The 13,590-nt window shown below is 72.5% G+C and carries 16 protein-coding genes; 4 read left to right on the forward strand and 12 right to left on the reverse strand.

Annotation, left to right across the window (positions count from 1 at the left end; genetic code table 11):
- Positions 1–7 precede the first annotated feature (7 nt).
- The 4 genes from B9P64_RS05310 to B9P64_RS05325 all read right to left on the reverse strand — a co-directional run bounded on the left by B9P64_RS05310 (position 8) and on the right by B9P64_RS05325 (position 2,753).
- Positions 8–955 carry an aspartate carbamoyltransferase catalytic subunit gene (locus B9P64_RS05310; RefSeq protein ID WP_085315193.1) on the reverse strand — a complete coding sequence of 316 codons (948 nt, stop codon included), beginning with the start codon at positions 953–955 and terminating at the stop codon, positions 8–10.
- A gap of 139 nt (positions 956–1,094) precedes the next feature.
- Positions 1,095–1,679, reverse strand: a complete 585-nt coding sequence (gene pyrR, locus B9P64_RS05315) for a bifunctional pyr operon transcriptional regulator/uracil phosphoribosyltransferase PyrR (RefSeq protein WP_085315194.1) — start codon at positions 1,677–1,679, stop codon at positions 1,095–1,097.
- Positions 1,676–2,164 (reverse strand): Holliday junction resolvase RuvX, encoded by a 489-nt coding sequence (gene ruvX / locus B9P64_RS05320; RefSeq protein ID WP_085315195.1) that lies wholly within the window; start codon positions 2,162–2,164, stop codon positions 1,676–1,678. The genes pyrR and ruvX overlap by 4 nt, the downstream gene beginning before the upstream one ends.
- Positions 2,157–2,753 (reverse strand): YqgE/AlgH family protein, encoded by a 597-nt coding sequence (locus B9P64_RS05325; RefSeq protein WP_085315196.1) that lies wholly within the window; start codon positions 2,751–2,753, stop codon positions 2,157–2,159. The genes ruvX and B9P64_RS05325 overlap by 8 nt, the downstream gene beginning before the upstream one ends.
- A gap of 106 nt (positions 2,754–2,859) precedes the next feature.
- Here B9P64_RS05325 and B9P64_RS05330 point away from each other — a divergent pair, with 106 nt between their 5' ends.
- Entirely contained in the window at positions 2,860–4,440 is a 1,581-nt protein-coding gene (locus B9P64_RS05330) for a cryptochrome/photolyase family protein (RefSeq protein WP_139826155.1), read from the forward strand.
- Between the two features lie 131 nt (positions 4,441–4,571).
- Here the strand turns inward: B9P64_RS05330 and B9P64_RS05335 are convergent, their stop codons facing one another.
- The 5 genes from B9P64_RS05335 to B9P64_RS05355 form a co-directional block, all read right to left on the reverse strand.
- Entirely contained in the window at positions 4,572–5,330 is a 759-nt protein-coding gene (locus B9P64_RS05335) for a hypothetical protein (RefSeq protein WP_085315198.1), read from the reverse strand.
- A gap of 12 nt (positions 5,331–5,342) precedes the next feature.
- Positions 5,343–6,002, reverse strand: a complete 660-nt coding sequence (locus B9P64_RS05340) for a BON domain-containing protein (protein ID WP_085315265.1) — start codon at positions 6,000–6,002, stop codon at positions 5,343–5,345.
- Positions 6,003–6,004: 2 nt separating this feature from the next.
- Entirely contained in the window at positions 6,005–6,592 is a 588-nt protein-coding gene (locus B9P64_RS05345; RefSeq protein ID WP_085315199.1) for a phosphoheptose isomerase, read from the reverse strand.
- A 53-nt stretch (positions 6,593–6,645) separates the two neighbouring features.
- The gene (locus B9P64_RS05350; RefSeq protein ID WP_085315266.1) at positions 6,646–7,053 is read right to left on the reverse strand and encodes a YraN family protein; all 408 of its coding nucleotides are present in this window, start codon (positions 7,051–7,053) and stop codon (positions 6,646–6,648) included.
- A gap of 68 nt (positions 7,054–7,121) precedes the next feature.
- Positions 7,122–8,192, reverse strand: coding sequence for a penicillin-binding protein activator (locus B9P64_RS05355; protein WP_176256731.1), 1,071 nt, complete (start codon positions 8,190–8,192; stop codon positions 7,122–7,124).
- Positions 8,193–8,268: 76 nt separating this feature from the next.
- On the opposite strand from B9P64_RS05355, the gene rsmI reads away from it, so the two are divergent.
- Together rsmI and B9P64_RS05365 are read left to right on the forward strand one after the other, a co-directional pair.
- The gene (rsmI, locus tag B9P64_RS05360; RefSeq protein WP_085315268.1) at positions 8,269–9,183 is read left to right on the forward strand and encodes a 16S rRNA (cytidine(1402)-2'-O)-methyltransferase; all 915 of its coding nucleotides are present in this window, start codon (positions 8,269–8,271) and stop codon (positions 9,181–9,183) included.
- Between the two features lie 149 nt (positions 9,184–9,332).
- Positions 9,333–10,601, forward strand: a complete 1,269-nt coding sequence (locus tag B9P64_RS05365) for an AI-2E family transporter (protein ID WP_085315200.1) — start codon at positions 9,333–9,335, stop codon at positions 10,599–10,601.
- On the opposite strand, the gene B9P64_RS05370 is transcribed toward B9P64_RS05365, so the two are convergent.
- Positions 10,546–10,839, reverse strand: coding sequence for a Rho termination factor N-terminal domain-containing protein (locus B9P64_RS05370; protein ID WP_085315201.1), 294 nt, complete (start codon positions 10,837–10,839; stop codon positions 10,546–10,548). The two genes, B9P64_RS05365 and B9P64_RS05370, sit on opposite strands and share 56 nt — an antisense overlap.
- Positions 10,840–11,077: 238 nt before the next feature.
- Between B9P64_RS05370 and B9P64_RS05375 the strand changes: the two genes are divergently transcribed.
- Entirely contained in the window at positions 11,078–11,923 is an 846-nt protein-coding gene (locus B9P64_RS05375; protein WP_085315202.1) for an undecaprenyl-diphosphate phosphatase, read from the forward strand.
- Positions 11,924–12,016: 93 nt separating this feature from the next.
- Here the strand turns inward: B9P64_RS05375 and B9P64_RS05380 are convergent, their stop codons facing one another.
- Together B9P64_RS05380 and B9P64_RS05385 are read right to left on the reverse strand one after the other, a co-directional pair.
- Positions 12,017–13,081: an asparaginase gene (locus B9P64_RS05380; RefSeq protein WP_085315203.1), complete on the reverse strand. Its 1,065-nt coding sequence runs from the start codon at positions 13,079–13,081 to the stop codon at positions 12,017–12,019.
- Positions 13,078–13,566: an adenylyltransferase/cytidyltransferase family protein gene (locus tag B9P64_RS05385; RefSeq protein WP_085315204.1), complete on the reverse strand. Its 489-nt coding sequence runs from the start codon at positions 13,564–13,566 to the stop codon at positions 13,078–13,080. The genes B9P64_RS05380 and B9P64_RS05385 overlap by 4 nt, the downstream gene beginning before the upstream one ends.
- Between the last annotated feature and the right edge of the window lie 24 nt (positions 13,567–13,590).

Genomic DNA, 13,590 nt, shown 5'->3' on the forward strand with positions numbered 1-13,590 from the left:
GTTCTGATTAGTGGCTGGCGCAGACGCTCATCACGGCCATGCGCACCGCGATGCCGAAGGTGACCTGCGACAGGATCACGCTCTGCGCGCCGTCGGCGACCGTGCTGTCGATTTCCACGCCGCGGTTCATCGGGCCCGGATGCATGACGATGGCATCGCGGTTGGCCAGCGCCAGCCGCTCGGGCGTGAGGCCGTAATTCTTGAAGTACTCCTGCGCCGACGGCAGCAGCGCGCCCTGCATGCGCTCGTTCTGCAGCCGCAACATCATGATGACGTCGACGCCGCGCAGGCCCTTGTCCATGTCGTGGAACACATGCACGCCCAGCTGCTCCAGCCCGTTCGGCAGCAGCGTGCGCGGGCCGATCACCCGCACCTCGGGCACGCCGAGCGTGGTCAGCGCATGGATGTCGCTGCGCGCCACGCGCGAATGCAGCACGTCGCCGACCACCGCCACCGTCAGCTTGGTGAAGTCCTTCTTGAAGTGGCGGATCGTGTACATGTCGAGCAGGCCCTGCGTGGGGTGGGCATGGCGCCCGTCGCCCGCGTTGATGACGCTCACATGCGGCGCCACATGCTGGGCGATGAGATAGGGCGCGCCGCTGCTGGCATGGCGCACCACGAACATGTCGGCCTGCATCGCGCTCAGGTTGGCGATGGTGTCGAGCAGGCTCTCGCCCTTGCTGGTGCTGCTGGCGTTGATGTTGAGGTTGAGCACGTCGGCGGAGAGGCGCTTGGCGGCGATCTCGAAGGTGGTGCGGGTGCGCGTGCTGTTCTCGAAGAACAGGTTGAACACGCTCTTGCCGCGCAGCAGCGGCACCTTCTTCACGTCGCGCTCGCCCACGCTGACAAAGCTGGCGGCGGTATCGAGGATGTTCTCGACGATGCGCCTGGGCAGACCTTCGGTCGTGAGCAGGTGCTTGAGTTCGCCGCGTTCGTTGAGCTGGGGGTTGTACATGGCTGGCTGCGGTCTCGTGGGGCGGGCGCGGCGGCGGAGGCGGTCGCGCGGGGGCCGGCGGGCGGAGTGTGGTTGTCGTGGGTGGCGCCGCGATGAGCCGGGCGCCCGATGTTGCGCCGCGTCGACGGCGCGCCGCGGATCAGGCGGCGGAATCGCCCGGCGCTGGCGCGGCAGGCGCCGATCCGGCCGCCGGCACCAGCGACGCGGCAAAGCCGTCGCCTTCGCGGCGCAGCCGCAGATTGGCGCCGGCCGGCAGCTCGATGCGCGCGCCGGCCACGCTCGGAGCGATGGGCAGCTCGCGCGTGTCGGGCGCGCTGGCGGGCGCGTGGCGGTCGAACAGCACCGCCAGCTCGATGCGCTCGGGCCGGCCGAAGTCGAACAGCGCATTCATGGCGGCGCGGATGGTGCGGCCGGTGTGCAGCACATCGTCGACCAGCAGCACGGTGCGGTCGTCGAGCGCGAACGGGATGGCGGTGGGCAGCACCTGCGGATGCAGGCCCACGCGCGAGAAATCGTCGCGGTAGAAGCTGATGTCGAGAAAGCCGAGCTCAGCGATGCGCAGGTCGCGCGCCAGGCGCTCGGCGATCCAGGCGCCACCGCTGTGAATGCCGATGAGAACCGGCGCGCTCGCGCCCAGGCGGGCCAGCCGGGCGACGAGACCGTCGCGCAGCGCGCGATAGGCGGCGTCGGCATCAATGGCGGCACCGGAAACGGGAAGGCTCATGTCGATGCGGCGGTCGGAGACTCGTCGAAGTACTGCTGAAGAATGATGGCGGCGGCATGGTGGTCGAGGACCGGGCCATGCGTGCGACCACCGGCGGTCTTGCGGGCGGCGATTTTCCCATAGCCGCCCGAGCCGTCGGCGCGGCTGTCGCGGTGGCGCGCTTCGGCCTCGACCGAGCTGTAGGCCTCGTTGACCCAGACCACCGGCTTGCCGTAGCGGCCGGCGAGCCGGTTGCCGAACTTGCGCGCGACCGGCGTGCCCTGGTTGTCGCTGCCGTCGGCCTGCGTGGGCAGACCCACCACGAAGCGCGCCGGCGCCCATTCGGCCACCAGCGCCGACACCCGCTCGAACACCTGGGCGTTGTCGCGCACCTCGATCACGTCGAGCGGCGTGGCGCTGCGCAGCAGGCTGTTGCCGATGGCCACGCCGATGCGCCGCTTGCCCACATCGAAGCCGAGGACGACCTCGGCCGGCGCGTCAGGCATGACCGGCTTCACCGGTCAGCATCACCGGGTCGAAGCCCAGCTGCTTGATCGCGGCGGCATAGCGCTGCTCGACCGGCGTGTCGAAGATGAGCGTCGCCGCCACTTCGGGCGAGGCTTCGAGCGTGAGCCAGCCGTTCGACGCGATCTCGTTCTCGAGCTGGCCGGTGCTCCAGCCGGCATAGCCGAGCGTGACCAGCACGCGCTGCGGGCCGGCGCCGTGGCTCATCTCCTCCAGCACGTCTTTCGACGTGGTGAGCCGCAGCGTGCTGCCGATGCTGACGGTGGAGCTGTAGGTCGAGTCGTCGACCGGCTCATGCAGCACGAAGCCGCGCTCGGTCTGCACCGGGCCGCCGAAGAACACCGGCTGGCCGGCCACCGGTTCGCGCATCAGCTCGATCTCGATCTTTTCGTAGAGCGCGTCGAGCGTGAGTTCGGTCGGGCGATTGACCATCAGGCCCATCGCGCCGCGCTCGTTGTGCTCGCACAGGAAGACGAGCGAGCCCGCAAAATTGGGATCGAGCATGTTCGGCATCGCGATCAGGAACTGGGCCGCGAGCGAATAGGTCTGGTCTGGCGTGGTGGCTGGCATGCGGCCGATTCTAAGTGCCGTCGCCGGCCGGACAAACCGGGACCGGATTCGTTACGGCAAATCCCCGATGGCCGGCGCGCCACAGCGACCCACACAAAGATTCTTCATGGCAGATACCCACTCCACCGCCCTCGTCTGGCTGCGCCGCGATCTGCGCGATCACGACCATGCCGCCTTCGCGGCCGCGCTGCGTCAGGCGCGCACGGTGTACGCGGCCTTCGTGTTCGACCGCGACATCCTGGCGCCGCTGCTCGACGCAGACGCCAATCCGCATGCCAGCGCGCGCGACCGGCGGGTCGAGTTCATCCGCGAAAGCCTGGTCGATCTGGATGCGGCGCTGCGCCGGCGCGGCGGCGGGCTGATCGTGCGTCATGCCAGCGCGCGCGACGAGATTCCGCGCCTGGCCGCCGCGCTCGGCGCCGAGGTGGTGTACGCGACGCGCGATTACGAGCCGGCGGCGGTCGAGCGCGACGATGCCGTCGGCCGCGCGCTCAAGGCGGCCGGCCGGCGGCTCGGCATCCTGCGCGATCAGGTGGTGTTCGACCGCGACGACCTGATGACCGGCGCCGGCCGCTTCTACGCGGTGTTCACGCCGTATGCGCGCGCCTGGCGCCGCAATCTCACGCCGGAGCGGATTGCGGTGCGCGAATGCGGCGGCGGCATGGACTGCGCCGCTGCCGAGGCGCCCGCGCCGGTCGGCGCCGGCCGGCTCGCCGCGCCGCCGACCCTGCCCGCGCCCGCCGGCAGCGCCGATCCGCGCCCGCTCGATGCGCCGCTGCCGGCGCTCGCCGACCTGGGCTTTGCGCCCGCCGACCTCGCCGGCGCCGGCCTGCTGCCCGGCATGACCGGCGCCGCCCGGGCGCTCGACGCCTTCCTGATGCGCATCGGCCGCTACGGCCGCACGCGCGACTTCCCGCATCTCGACACCACCAGCCGGCTCAGCGTGCATCTGCGCTTCGGCACCGTGAGCGCGCGGGCGCTGGTGCGCGCGGCGCTCGCGCACGGCGCCAATGTCGCGGCCGATGCCGCCAGCGACGACGGCCCGGGCGGCGCCGATGTCTGGCTCAACGAACTCATCTGGCGCGAGTTCTACTTTCAGCTGCTGCATCACGCGCCGCAGATTGCCGCCGGCGCCGCCTTCAAGCCCGAGTACGACCGCATCGACTGGGTCGGCGGCGCCGAGGGCGAGGCGCGCTTCGCGGCCTGGCGCGACGGCCGCACCGGCTATCCCATCGTCGATGCGGCGATGGCGCAGTTCAACGCGACCGGCTTCATGCACAACCGGCTGCGCATGGTGACCGCCAGCTTTCTGGTGAAGGACCTGGGCATCGACTGGCGCCGCGGCGAGGCGTGGTTCGCGGCGCGGCTCAACGATTTCGACCTGGCGGCCAACAACGGCGGCTGGCAGTGGTGCGCCAGCAGCGGCTGCGATGCGCAACCGTGGTTCCGCATCTTCAATCCGTCGAGCCAGTCGCTGAAGTTCGATCCGGAGTCGCGCTTCATCCGGCACTGGCTGCCGGCGCTCGGCCGGGTCGCGCCCGAGGCGCTGCACGATCCGGCCAAACTGGCACTCGCGGCCGGGCGCGGCGGCGTGCGGCTCGGGCGCGATTACCCGGCGCCGATCGTCGAGCACGATGCCGCGCGCAAGGCGACGCTGGCGCGTTATGCGGTGGTGAAGAAAAGCTGAGTGGCGGCGGCCGAGCGGCTGCGCTCGGGCGACTGCGGCCGGGCAACGACGCGTGAGCGACGACGCCTGAGCGACGGCGGCTTGGCGACGGCGGCCAAACGACTGCGCGCCGACCGCGCCGACCGCCAGCCTCAGTCGCCCGCCGCGGGCCGGCGCACCAGCGGCGCAATGGTCGCGCGCGAGCCGAGCGAGGCCGCCTCGCCGATGGGCTTGAGCCGCATCGCGCCGGCCAGCAGCCGGGCCGGAAACTGCGCGATCGCCGCGTTGTGCGCCTCGGCGGCGGCGTTGTAGGCATGGCGCGCCACATCGAGCTGGGTGCAGACCGCATCCAGCTCATCGAACAGCCCCGGCGGCGGAAACGGCACGGGCGGCTCGGCCGGCAGCGCTGCCGGCTCGGCGTCGAATTCAAGCTCCAGCCCGGCCAGTGCCGCAGCCGGCGCGGGCGCCGGCACCGCAGGCTGGGCCGAGGTGGCCAGCAGCAGCGGCAGCGTCACCGCCTGGGCCAGCGGGTCCGGTGCCGGCGCGACGCCGGCGGCGATCACCGGATCGAGCACCCGCAGCAGCGCGGCATCGAGCGCCGCCTCGGCGCGCGTGAGCTGGCCGAGCGCATCGGCCGCGCCGGTGCGGGCCAGCACGCCCTGGCGCGCCGCCGCGGCCGAATTGCGCGCCGCCGCCAGCGCCGCCACCTGCTCGGCGGCCTGCGGCAGGCCCGGCCCGGCGGCATCGACGAAGCGCAGCAGCAGCTCGTGGCGCGCCTTCAGCCGGTCGTCGGTGCGCAGCCAGGCGGTGCGCGCGGCGCCGCGCAGCCGCGCCAGCCGGTTGCGCGCGCCGACTGCCCAGAAGGTCGGCAGCAGCAGCGCGGCCGCCGTCAGCAGACCGTCGGGCGTCATGGCGCGGGCCGGTCAGTTGCGCGGCGTGGGGCCGGGCGTGGGATCGGCCGGCTTGGCGCTGGACAGATTGGCCAGCTCGGCCTCGCTGACCACTTCAAAGGCCTTGACCACCCGCATCACGCCCGACACGCCGGCCGCCACCTGGGCCGCGCGGTCGGCTTCGCGCGCGCTGACGATGCCCATCAGATAGACGGTGCCGCGCTCGGTCACCACCTTGACCGAGTTGGCGAACACGTCCTTGGCATCGATGAAGCTGAGCTTGACCTTCTGCGTGATGAGCGTGTCGCTGGTCTGGGTGCCGAAGCTCGGCGTGCTGTCGCTGATCTCGGTCTCGTCGATCACGTCGCGCACGTTGTCGACGCCGCGCACGATGCGCAGGACTTCCTCGCGTGCCGGCTGGTTGCCGACCTGGCCGTAGACCAGCGCGCGGCGGTTGAAGCTGACCACGCTCACGCTCACGTTGTCGCCGTACTTCTTCTTGAGCCGGTTGGCGGCCGTGAGCTCGATGGCCTGGTCGTCGACCTGGGAGCCGGTCGAGCGCCGGTCGGTGGCCGACATGGCGGCACCGGCGGCGCCGGCCACGATGACCGGAAAGCAGCCGCTGAGCGCCGGCACGGCGGCAATCGCGGCCGCAACGAGGGCGGCGCGCACAAGGCCGTGGGTGAAAGTCATGTTCATTCTCCGAGCAGCGTGTAGTCGATGCCGTCGCACAGGCAGTGGATGACGAGCAGATGGGTTTCCTGGATGCGCGCGGTGCGGTCGGCCGGCACGCACAGGCTCACATCGTGCGGCTCCAGCATGGCGCCGATGCGGCCGCCGTCCTTGCCGGTGAGCGCGATCACGGTCATCTCGCGCTCGCGCGCGGCGTCGATGGCGGCGATGACATTGGCCGAATTGCCCGAGGTGGAGATGGCCAGCAGCACATCGCCGCTGCGGCCGAGCGCGCGCACCTGCTTGGCGAAGATCTGCTCATAGCTGTAGTCGTTGGCCACGGCGGTGAGGATCGAGCTGTCGGTGGCGAGCGAGATCGCCGGCAGCTCGGGCCGCTCGCGCTCGAAGCGGCCGACCAGTTCGGCCGCGAAGTGCTGGGCGTCGGCGGCCGAACCGCCGTTGCCGCAGGCCAGCACCTTGCGGTCGTTGGCGAGCGCGTCGGCCAGGATGTCGATGGCGCGTTCGATGGGTTGGGCGAGCGCCGCGAGTGCCGCCTGCTTGGTGGCGATGCTGTCGGCGAAATGCTGCTGGATGCGTTGGGCGAGAGACATGGCGGCGGATTATAGGTAGTGGGTCGGGGCGGGTTGCGGGCCGGCGGCGGCGGTCAGGCGGCGAGCACGTCGCGGCGCCAGTCGAGCCGGCCGGCTTCGAAGGCCACCACGTCGAAGCGGCAGCGCGGCTCGGCGCCGGCGGCATGCGCGGCGAGCCAGGCGCGCGCCGCCAGCCACCAGCGCCGCTGCTTGGCCGGCGTGATCGAGGCGAGCGCGCCGCCGAAGGCCGCGCTGGCGCGGGCGCGCACCTCGACGAACACGACGGTGGCGCCGTCGCGCATCACCAGATCGATCTCGCCGGCCTGCTTGTGGAAATGCGCGCGCCAGTTGGCGTCGAGGCAGACCAGGCCGGCGGCTTCGAGATGCTGGCGCGCGCGGGCTTCGTAGGCGGCGCCGATGGCGCGGCGGTCGGCGGCGGGATGCGGTGCCGGTTCGGCCACCGGCGCCATGCCGGCGGCCATGCGCGCCAGCCGCCGCGCGCGGTCGAGCGGCGCGAGCGCATCGCCCTCGCCTGCCGGCGCCGCGGCGTTCACGCCGGCGCGTCCAGCCCGAGCACGCCGTCGCGCAGCGTGGCGATGGCGCCGCGCCGCTCGATGCGGCCGCCGGCCGCCGTGAGCAGCCCGGTCGCGCCGTCGAGCGCAAAGCCGTCATGGCCGCGCGCAATCTCCACCGCCACCCGCAGCGCATCGATGCCGAGCGCATAGAGCCGCTCCAGCTCGGGCGCGCCGAGCGCCGGCTCGGGCCGGGCAAACGCGGCCAGCGCCGACTGGTCGGGCTGCACGCGCCAGGGCACTTCCACAAAGCGCACGCCGTCGAGGTCCTGCTGGCCGGCGGCGTCGCGGCCGTCGTCGATCTGGGCAGTGGCAAACGCCGCCAGCCGGCCGCAGAACGGCCGCTGCGCCGCCGCACCGGCGCGGTCGAGCGCGAGGAAGACGCAGCTCGCGGCGGTCTGCAGCACCGCCTTGCCGAGCACCGGCTCGCGGCCCGGCGCCCAGTCCACCGTCAGCGCGATCTCGCCGCCGCCGGCGCGGAATTCGCCGGCAAACGCCTGGGCTGCGCGCCGGAACAGCGCCGGCGCGCTGGCGATGATGGCGGCAGTCGGCGTGGCCGTCGGCGCGGTAGCGCGTGCCTCGGCCAGCGCCACCCGGGCGATCTGGCGCGCATCGGCATCGAGCGACAGGCCGAGCGGCCACAGATTGCGCGGCGCCTCGCCGTCGAGCGGCGCCAGCGCGATCACCGGCAGCGCCGGCGGTCCGGCCTCGGCCAGCGCCTGCACCGCGCTGCGCGTGAGCGGCCCCAGCACCACCTGCACCGCCGCCTCGCCGGCACGCCGCAGGCCGTCGAGCGCGGCCGCCGGCTCGGCGCCGATCTCGAATTGCAGCAGCTCGATCGGCTGATCGCTGCCGCGCCGCGCCGCCTCGACGCCGGCCAGCAGTGCCGCCGCCGCGCGCGCGAAGGCCGGCGTGCGCGTGGGCAGCAGGGTGGCGATCTGGATCGGCGTCTGGGCGCGGGCGGCGGCCGGCAGGCCGGCGGCTACCATCGCGCAGGCCGCCGCACCCACAAAGCGACGGCGACCGACGGGCAACAAGGGAAATGGCATGACGGAAGGCGGGGAGATGGCCGGGGCGACCGGCGCGGATGAGAGCGGCGAAGGCGGCGGCGAGCGCGCCCGCTGGCTGCTGGCGCTGGATGCCGCCGCGCGGGCCCAGCAGATGCCGGCCGGGGCATTGTATGTAGTGGCCACGCCGATCGGGAATGTTGCCGATTCGAGCCTGCGCGCATTGCACATCCTCGACATCGCCGACGCCGTTGCGGCCGAGGACACGCGCAATTCGCAGCAGCTGCTGGCGCGCCTCGGGCTCGACCGGCGGCGCGACTGGATCGCCTGCCATCAGCACAACGAGCGCGAGGCGGCGGCGCGCGTGATCGAGCGGCTCGCGGCCGGCGCACGCGTGGCCTATGTGTCCGATGCCGGCACGCCGGGCATCAGCGATCCGGGCGCGCGGCTGGTGGCGGCGGTGCGCGCCGCCGGGCATCGCGTGATTCCGATGCCGGGGCCGAGCGCGGTGGCGACGGCGCTGTCGGCGGCCGGCTTCGACGGCACGGCGTTCCACTTCGCGGGCTTTCTGCCCACCTCACGCGAGGCCCGGCTCAAGGCCATCCGCACGCTCGCGCCGCTCGACGCGAGCCTGGTGTTCTACGAGGCGCCGCATCGCATCGCCGACAGCCTCGCCGCGCTGGAGGAAGCGCTCGGCGCCACGCGCCGCATCGTGATTGCGCGCGAGCTGACCAAGCTGCACGAGCAGATCTTTGCCGGCACGCTGGCCGAGGCGCGCGACTGGCTCGGCGCCGACGCCAACCATGCGCGCGGCGAATTCGTGCTGGTGATCGAGGCCGCGCCGCCCGGCGCCACCGACGATGCCGATCTCGACCGCCTGCTCAAGCCGCTGCTGGCCGCGCTGCCGCTCAGCCGCGCCACCAAGGTGGCCTGCGAGATCAGCGGGCTGCATCGCAAGGCGGTGTACGCACGGGCGCTGGCGCTGCGCGGCACGGCCGACGACGACCAGGCCGACGCCGCCGACGGCGACTGAACCGCGCCGCGCGGCGTCGCCCGCAGTCCTACATCCGCCCTCGCCGCCGGCCGACGCGCGCGCCGCGCCGGGGCGGGTAGAACCGGAATCTTGGGGCCGATGGGCGTCGCGGACGGGCCGCGGCGCGGCGCCCTGGAGCGCCGCGCCGCATGTCCACCCCCGCCCATTCCCACGCCCCGGAGCGCGCCGATTCCGCCGCCGCGCCGGTCGAGCGCCGGCTGCGCCCCGGCGCCGAGCGCGTGCTCCTGACCACGCTCGGCATCGCCGCGCTGCTCTATCTGATGCGCTGGGCCGCCGGCTTCCTGATCCCGCTCGCCTACGGCGTAGTGATCGCCTTCGCGCTCAATCCGGCCGTCGCGCGGCTGGCGCGCCAGCGCATCCCGCGCGCGCTCGGCGCCGCCCTGGTGCTCGGCACGCTCTGGACCGCCGGCATCGGCGCCGCCGTCCGGCTGGAAGACAACGTCGAGGCGATGATCGACACCCTGCCCGCCGCCGCCGAACGCCTGGCGGCTGCCGTGCGCGAGCTGCACAGCGGCGACAGCAGCCTGGTCGGCCGGGTGCAGAAGGCGCTGTCCACGCTCGAACGCGCCGCCAGTCCCGGTCCGCCCGCCGGCCGTGGCAATGCCGCCGCGCCGCCCGCCGGCGCCGGTCTGGGCGCCGGCACGGCGCTGCGCGACTGGCTGCTGGCCGGCTCGGCGAGCGTCATCGCGCTGGCCTCGCAGACGCTGCTGGTCAGCTTTCTCGCCTTTTTCCTGCTGGCCTCGGGCGAGAACCTCAAGCGCAATCTGGTGCGCGTGGCCGGCCGCACGCTGTCGCACAAGAAGACGACGGTGCGCGTGCTCTACGGCATCGCCGAGCAGATCCAGTACGCGCTGGCGATCCTGGTCGTGACCAATGTGCTCTACGGGCTGGGCGTGTGGCTGGCGTTCTGGCTGCTCGGCATCGAGAACGCGGCGCTCTGGGGGCTGGCGGCCGGCGTGCTGCACACGATTCCCTACGTCGGCACGGTCATCGTCACGGTGGCGGGCGCGATCGGCGGCTTCATGCAGACCGGCACGCTGATCGCGGCGCTCGGGCCGGTGGCGGCCAACTGGGGCATTTCCACGCTGATCGGCATGCTGGTCACGCCGTGGTTGCAGAGCCGGTCGTCGCGCATCGATCCGGCCGTCATGTTCATCGGGCTGATGCTGTGGAGCTGGCTCTGGGGCGTGGGCGGCCTGCTGCTGGCGGCGCCGATCGTGGCCATCGTCAAGGTGGTGTGCGACCGCGTCGACAGCCTGCGGCCGCTCGGCGACCTGATGGACGGCCGGCCGGCGCGCCGCGCGCGCGCCTTGCGCCGGCGCCAGGCCAGATCGCTGCCGGTCAAGCTTGCAGCGCCTGAACCAGCTGCGCCTTCGTCATCGCGCTGCGGCCCTTGAGACCGCGTTCGCGCGCCAGATTCATCAGCTCGTCCTTGCTGCGCTCGGCCAGCGGCAGATCGGGATTGCCGCTGCCCTGGGTGCGCCGGTTCGGCGTGCGCCCCTCCTCGCGCCGATGCTTGTTGACGGTGCGGGCGGCGATCTCGGCGGCGCGCCGGTCGTCGCTGCCGCGCGCTTCGGCGCTGTCGCGGATGTGTTCGAACATGCGTTCGTCCTTGGCATTCCAGGCGGATGGCATGGCTGCGCTCCTTTCGCAAGCGGTTGGAAAGCGGCGCCCTCGGGCACCGGTTTCCATGCGACCGCGCGACCGGGCGCGGGTTTTGCGCGCTTACCGGTCGATCCCTCGCTTACGTCTCGCAAAGGCTGGCGGCGACACCGTTGCGGCACGGGGCCGATGACATAATCCGGCCGCCTCGCGCCCGCCGTCGCGGCTCCCGCCGCGCCATGACAATTCCTCTCTCCTCCTCCCCGACCGCATGGATCTCGTACTGCTCGTCAAAGCCATCCTCATGGGCATCGTCGAAGGACTGACGGAGTTCTTGCCCATCTCCTCCACCGGCCATCTCATCCTCGCGGGCTCGCTGCTCGACTTCAACGACGCGGTCGGCAAGGCCAAGGCCGATGCCTTCGAGATCGCGATCCAGACCGGCGCCATCCTGGCCGTGGTCTGGGTCTACAAGGACCGCCTGCTCGACGTGCTGCTGCGCCTGGGCCGCGATCCCAAGGCCAACCGTTTCGCGATCAATGTGGTCATCGGTTTCGTGCCGGCGGTGGTGCTGGCGCTGCTGTTCAGCAAGGCGATCAAGGCGCATCTGTTCGCGCCGGTGCCGGTGGCCATCGCCTTCATCGTGGGCGCCTTCATCATCCTGTACGCCGAGCGGCTCCAGGCGCGCTCGGGCTTCAAGCCGCGCATCAACGACGTGGACGAGATGACCTGGGTCGATGCGCTCAAGGTCGGGCTGGTGCAATGCGCCGCGCTCATTCCGGGCACCAGCCGCTCGGGCGCGACCATCATCGGCGCGATGTTCTTCGGCCTGTCGCGCCGCGCCGCGACCGACTTCAGCTTCTTCCTCGGCATCCCGACGCTGATCGGCGCCGGCGCCTACAGCCTGTACAAGGCGCGCGACGTGCTCGGCGCCGACGACATCCCGCTGTTCGGCGTGGGCACACTGTTCAGCTTCATCGCCGCGATGATCTGCGTGCGCTGGCTGCTGCGCTTCATCTCCACGCACGACTTCAAGGTGTTTGCGTGGTACCGGATCGTGTTCGGCGTGCTGATCCTGGCGACGGCCTGGTACGGGCTGGTCGACTGGCACGAGTGAGCTTGACGCGGGGTGGCGCGGTCTGCCGCACCGCCCTGCCGCGGACCGGTTCCGCACCTGGACGCAGCCCAGCCAGGCGCCACGCCCCGGCCGTCAGCCAACCCGCGCCAGCGCCGCCAGCGCCCGCATCTCGCCGGTGACGCTGCCGCGCAGATTGACGATGGGCGTGCGCAGCTGCGCGCCCAGCGCCGCCCGCGCCGGCGCATCGAGCGCACCGATGGCGTCGAGCGCCGCCACGGTCGCGCACATCAGCGCGCCGGCATTGCCGTCGGAGATGCGCACCGCAATCCCCAGCCCGTGCTCGCGCAAGGCGAGCAATTGCAGCCCGCCCGCGCCGCCCTTGGCGATCAGGCGCGACGGCATTCCGGGCGCCGCATAGGCCGCGCTCAGCAGGCAATCGCTGCGGCCCGGGCCCGAGACCAGTTCGGCATGGGTGGCCATCGCGTCGCCCAGCAGCGCCAGCGCCTCGGCCGCGTCGAGCCGGCTGCCGGCCAGCGCGGGCGCCTCGGCCGGCACCGCCAGCAGCGCATACAGCCGCGCGATCGACGCCAGCGGCAGCGCCAGATTGGGCGCCGAGCAGCCATCGATGCCGACCGCGATGCGCGCGTCGTCGAGCCCGGCCAGCCGTGCCACCCGGCTGCGCAGCGCGCGTTGCAGCGGATGGCCCTCGTCGCAATAGCTGTCGAGCGGCGCGCCATGCAGCCGGCACCAGCCGAGGAAGCCGGCGTGCTTGCCCGAACAGTTGTTGTGCAGCTGGGTCCATGCGCCGTCGGCCGGAATCTGGCTCGCCGGGTAGTGCAGCGGCGCATGGCAGCCGCAGCGCAGATGCGCCTCGGTGCAGCCGGCGCGGCCCAGCATGGTCTCGACCAGCGCCACCTGCCGGTCAAGGCCGGAATGGCTGGCGCAGAGCAGCGCCACTTCCTCATCCGCGTAGCCGAGCGCCGCGACGCCGCCGTCCTCCACCAGCGGCAGGGCCTGGAACGGCTTGAGCGTGGAGCGCGTGAAGGTCTTGGCCTGGGCATCGCCGGCCGACCACAGCAGCCGGCCCGCCGCATCCACCACCGCGACGCTGCCGTAATGCACCGCCTCGATGCTTTGCGCGCTGCCGATGCCGCGCGTCTGCACGACCAGCGGCACATGCGCCGGAATCGCACTCATTCGCCGTCGGCGGCGCGGATGCGCGCCAGCGTGCGCGTGGTCGAGCGGTCATGCTCGAAGACGATGGCGCGCACCGCGCCGCCGGCGGCGAGCACCGCCTGGCCTTCGGGCGTGTTTTCCACCACGTAGTCGCCGCCTTTCACATACAGGTCGGGGCGGGCCTCGATCACCGCTTCGCGCGCCGTGTCCTCGTCGAACTCGACGACCAGGCTCACGCTTTCGAGCGCGGCGAGCACCGCCATGCGGTCGGCACAGGTGTTGATGGGTCGATCGTCGCCCTTGCCGAGCCGGCGCACGCTGGCGTCGGCATTCACGGCCACGACGAGGCTGGCGCCGAGGGCGCGCGCTTCGTCGAGATAGGTGACATGCCCGCGATGGAGCAGATCGAAGACGCCGTTGGTGAACACCACCGGCCTGGGGAGAGAGGCGACCCGGTCGCGCAATTGCGCGCGGTCGCAGAGCTTGGATTCGAAGCGTGCTGGCATCGGCCGATTATGGCCCGCCGTCGC

The organism is Derxia lacustris, from assembly GCF_002105195.1.
GTDB classification, from domain to species: domain Bacteria; phylum Pseudomonadota; class Gammaproteobacteria; order Burkholderiales; family Burkholderiaceae_E; genus Derxia; species Derxia lacustris.

Coding starts and splice junctions, on each gene's coding strand:
- B9P64_RS05310 (WP_085315193.1), bottom strand. CDS start 955: ATGTACAACCCCCAGCTCAACGAACGCGGCGAACTCAAGCACCTGCTC.
- pyrR (WP_085315194.1), bottom strand. CDS start 1,679: ATGAGCCTTCCCGTTTCCGGTGCCGCCATTGATGCCGACGCCGCCTAT.
- ruvX (WP_085315195.1), bottom strand. CDS start 2,164: ATGCCTGACGCGCCGGCCGAGGTCGTCCTCGGCTTCGATGTGGGCAAG.
- B9P64_RS05325 (WP_085315196.1), bottom strand. CDS start 2,753: ATGCCAGCCACCACGCCAGACCAGACCTATTCGCTCGCGGCCCAGTTC.
- B9P64_RS05330 (WP_139826155.1), top strand. CDS start 2,860: ATGGCAGATACCCACTCCACCGCCCTCGTCTGGCTGCGCCGCGATCTG.
- B9P64_RS05335 (WP_085315198.1), bottom strand. CDS start 5,330: ATGACGCCCGACGGTCTGCTGACGGCGGCCGCGCTGCTGCTGCCGACC.
- B9P64_RS05340 (WP_085315265.1), bottom strand. CDS start 6,002: ATGACTTTCACCCACGGCCTTGTGCGCGCCGCCCTCGTTGCGGCCGCG.
- B9P64_RS05345 (WP_085315199.1), bottom strand. CDS start 6,592: ATGTCTCTCGCCCAACGCATCCAGCAGCATTTCGCCGACAGCATCGCC.
- B9P64_RS05350 (WP_085315266.1), bottom strand. CDS start 7,053: ATGGCCGCCGGCATGGCGCCGGTGGCCGAACCGGCACCGCATCCCGCC.
- B9P64_RS05355 (WP_176256731.1), bottom strand. CDS start 8,192: ATGCCATTTCCCTTGTTGCCCGTCGGTCGCCGTCGCTTTGTGGGTGCG.
- B9P64_RS05365 (WP_085315200.1), top strand. CDS start 9,333: ATGTCCACCCCCGCCCATTCCCACGCCCCGGAGCGCGCCGATTCCGCC.
- B9P64_RS05370 (WP_085315201.1), bottom strand. CDS start 10,839: ATGCCATCCGCCTGGAATGCCAAGGACGAACGCATGTTCGAACACATC.
- B9P64_RS05375 (WP_085315202.1), top strand. CDS start 11,078: ATGGATCTCGTACTGCTCGTCAAAGCCATCCTCATGGGCATCGTCGAA.
- B9P64_RS05380 (WP_085315203.1), bottom strand. CDS start 13,081: ATGAGTGCGATTCCGGCGCATGTGCCGCTGGTCGTGCAGACGCGCGGC.
- B9P64_RS05385 (WP_085315204.1), bottom strand. CDS start 13,566: ATGCCAGCACGCTTCGAATCCAAGCTCTGCGACCGCGCGCAATTGCGC.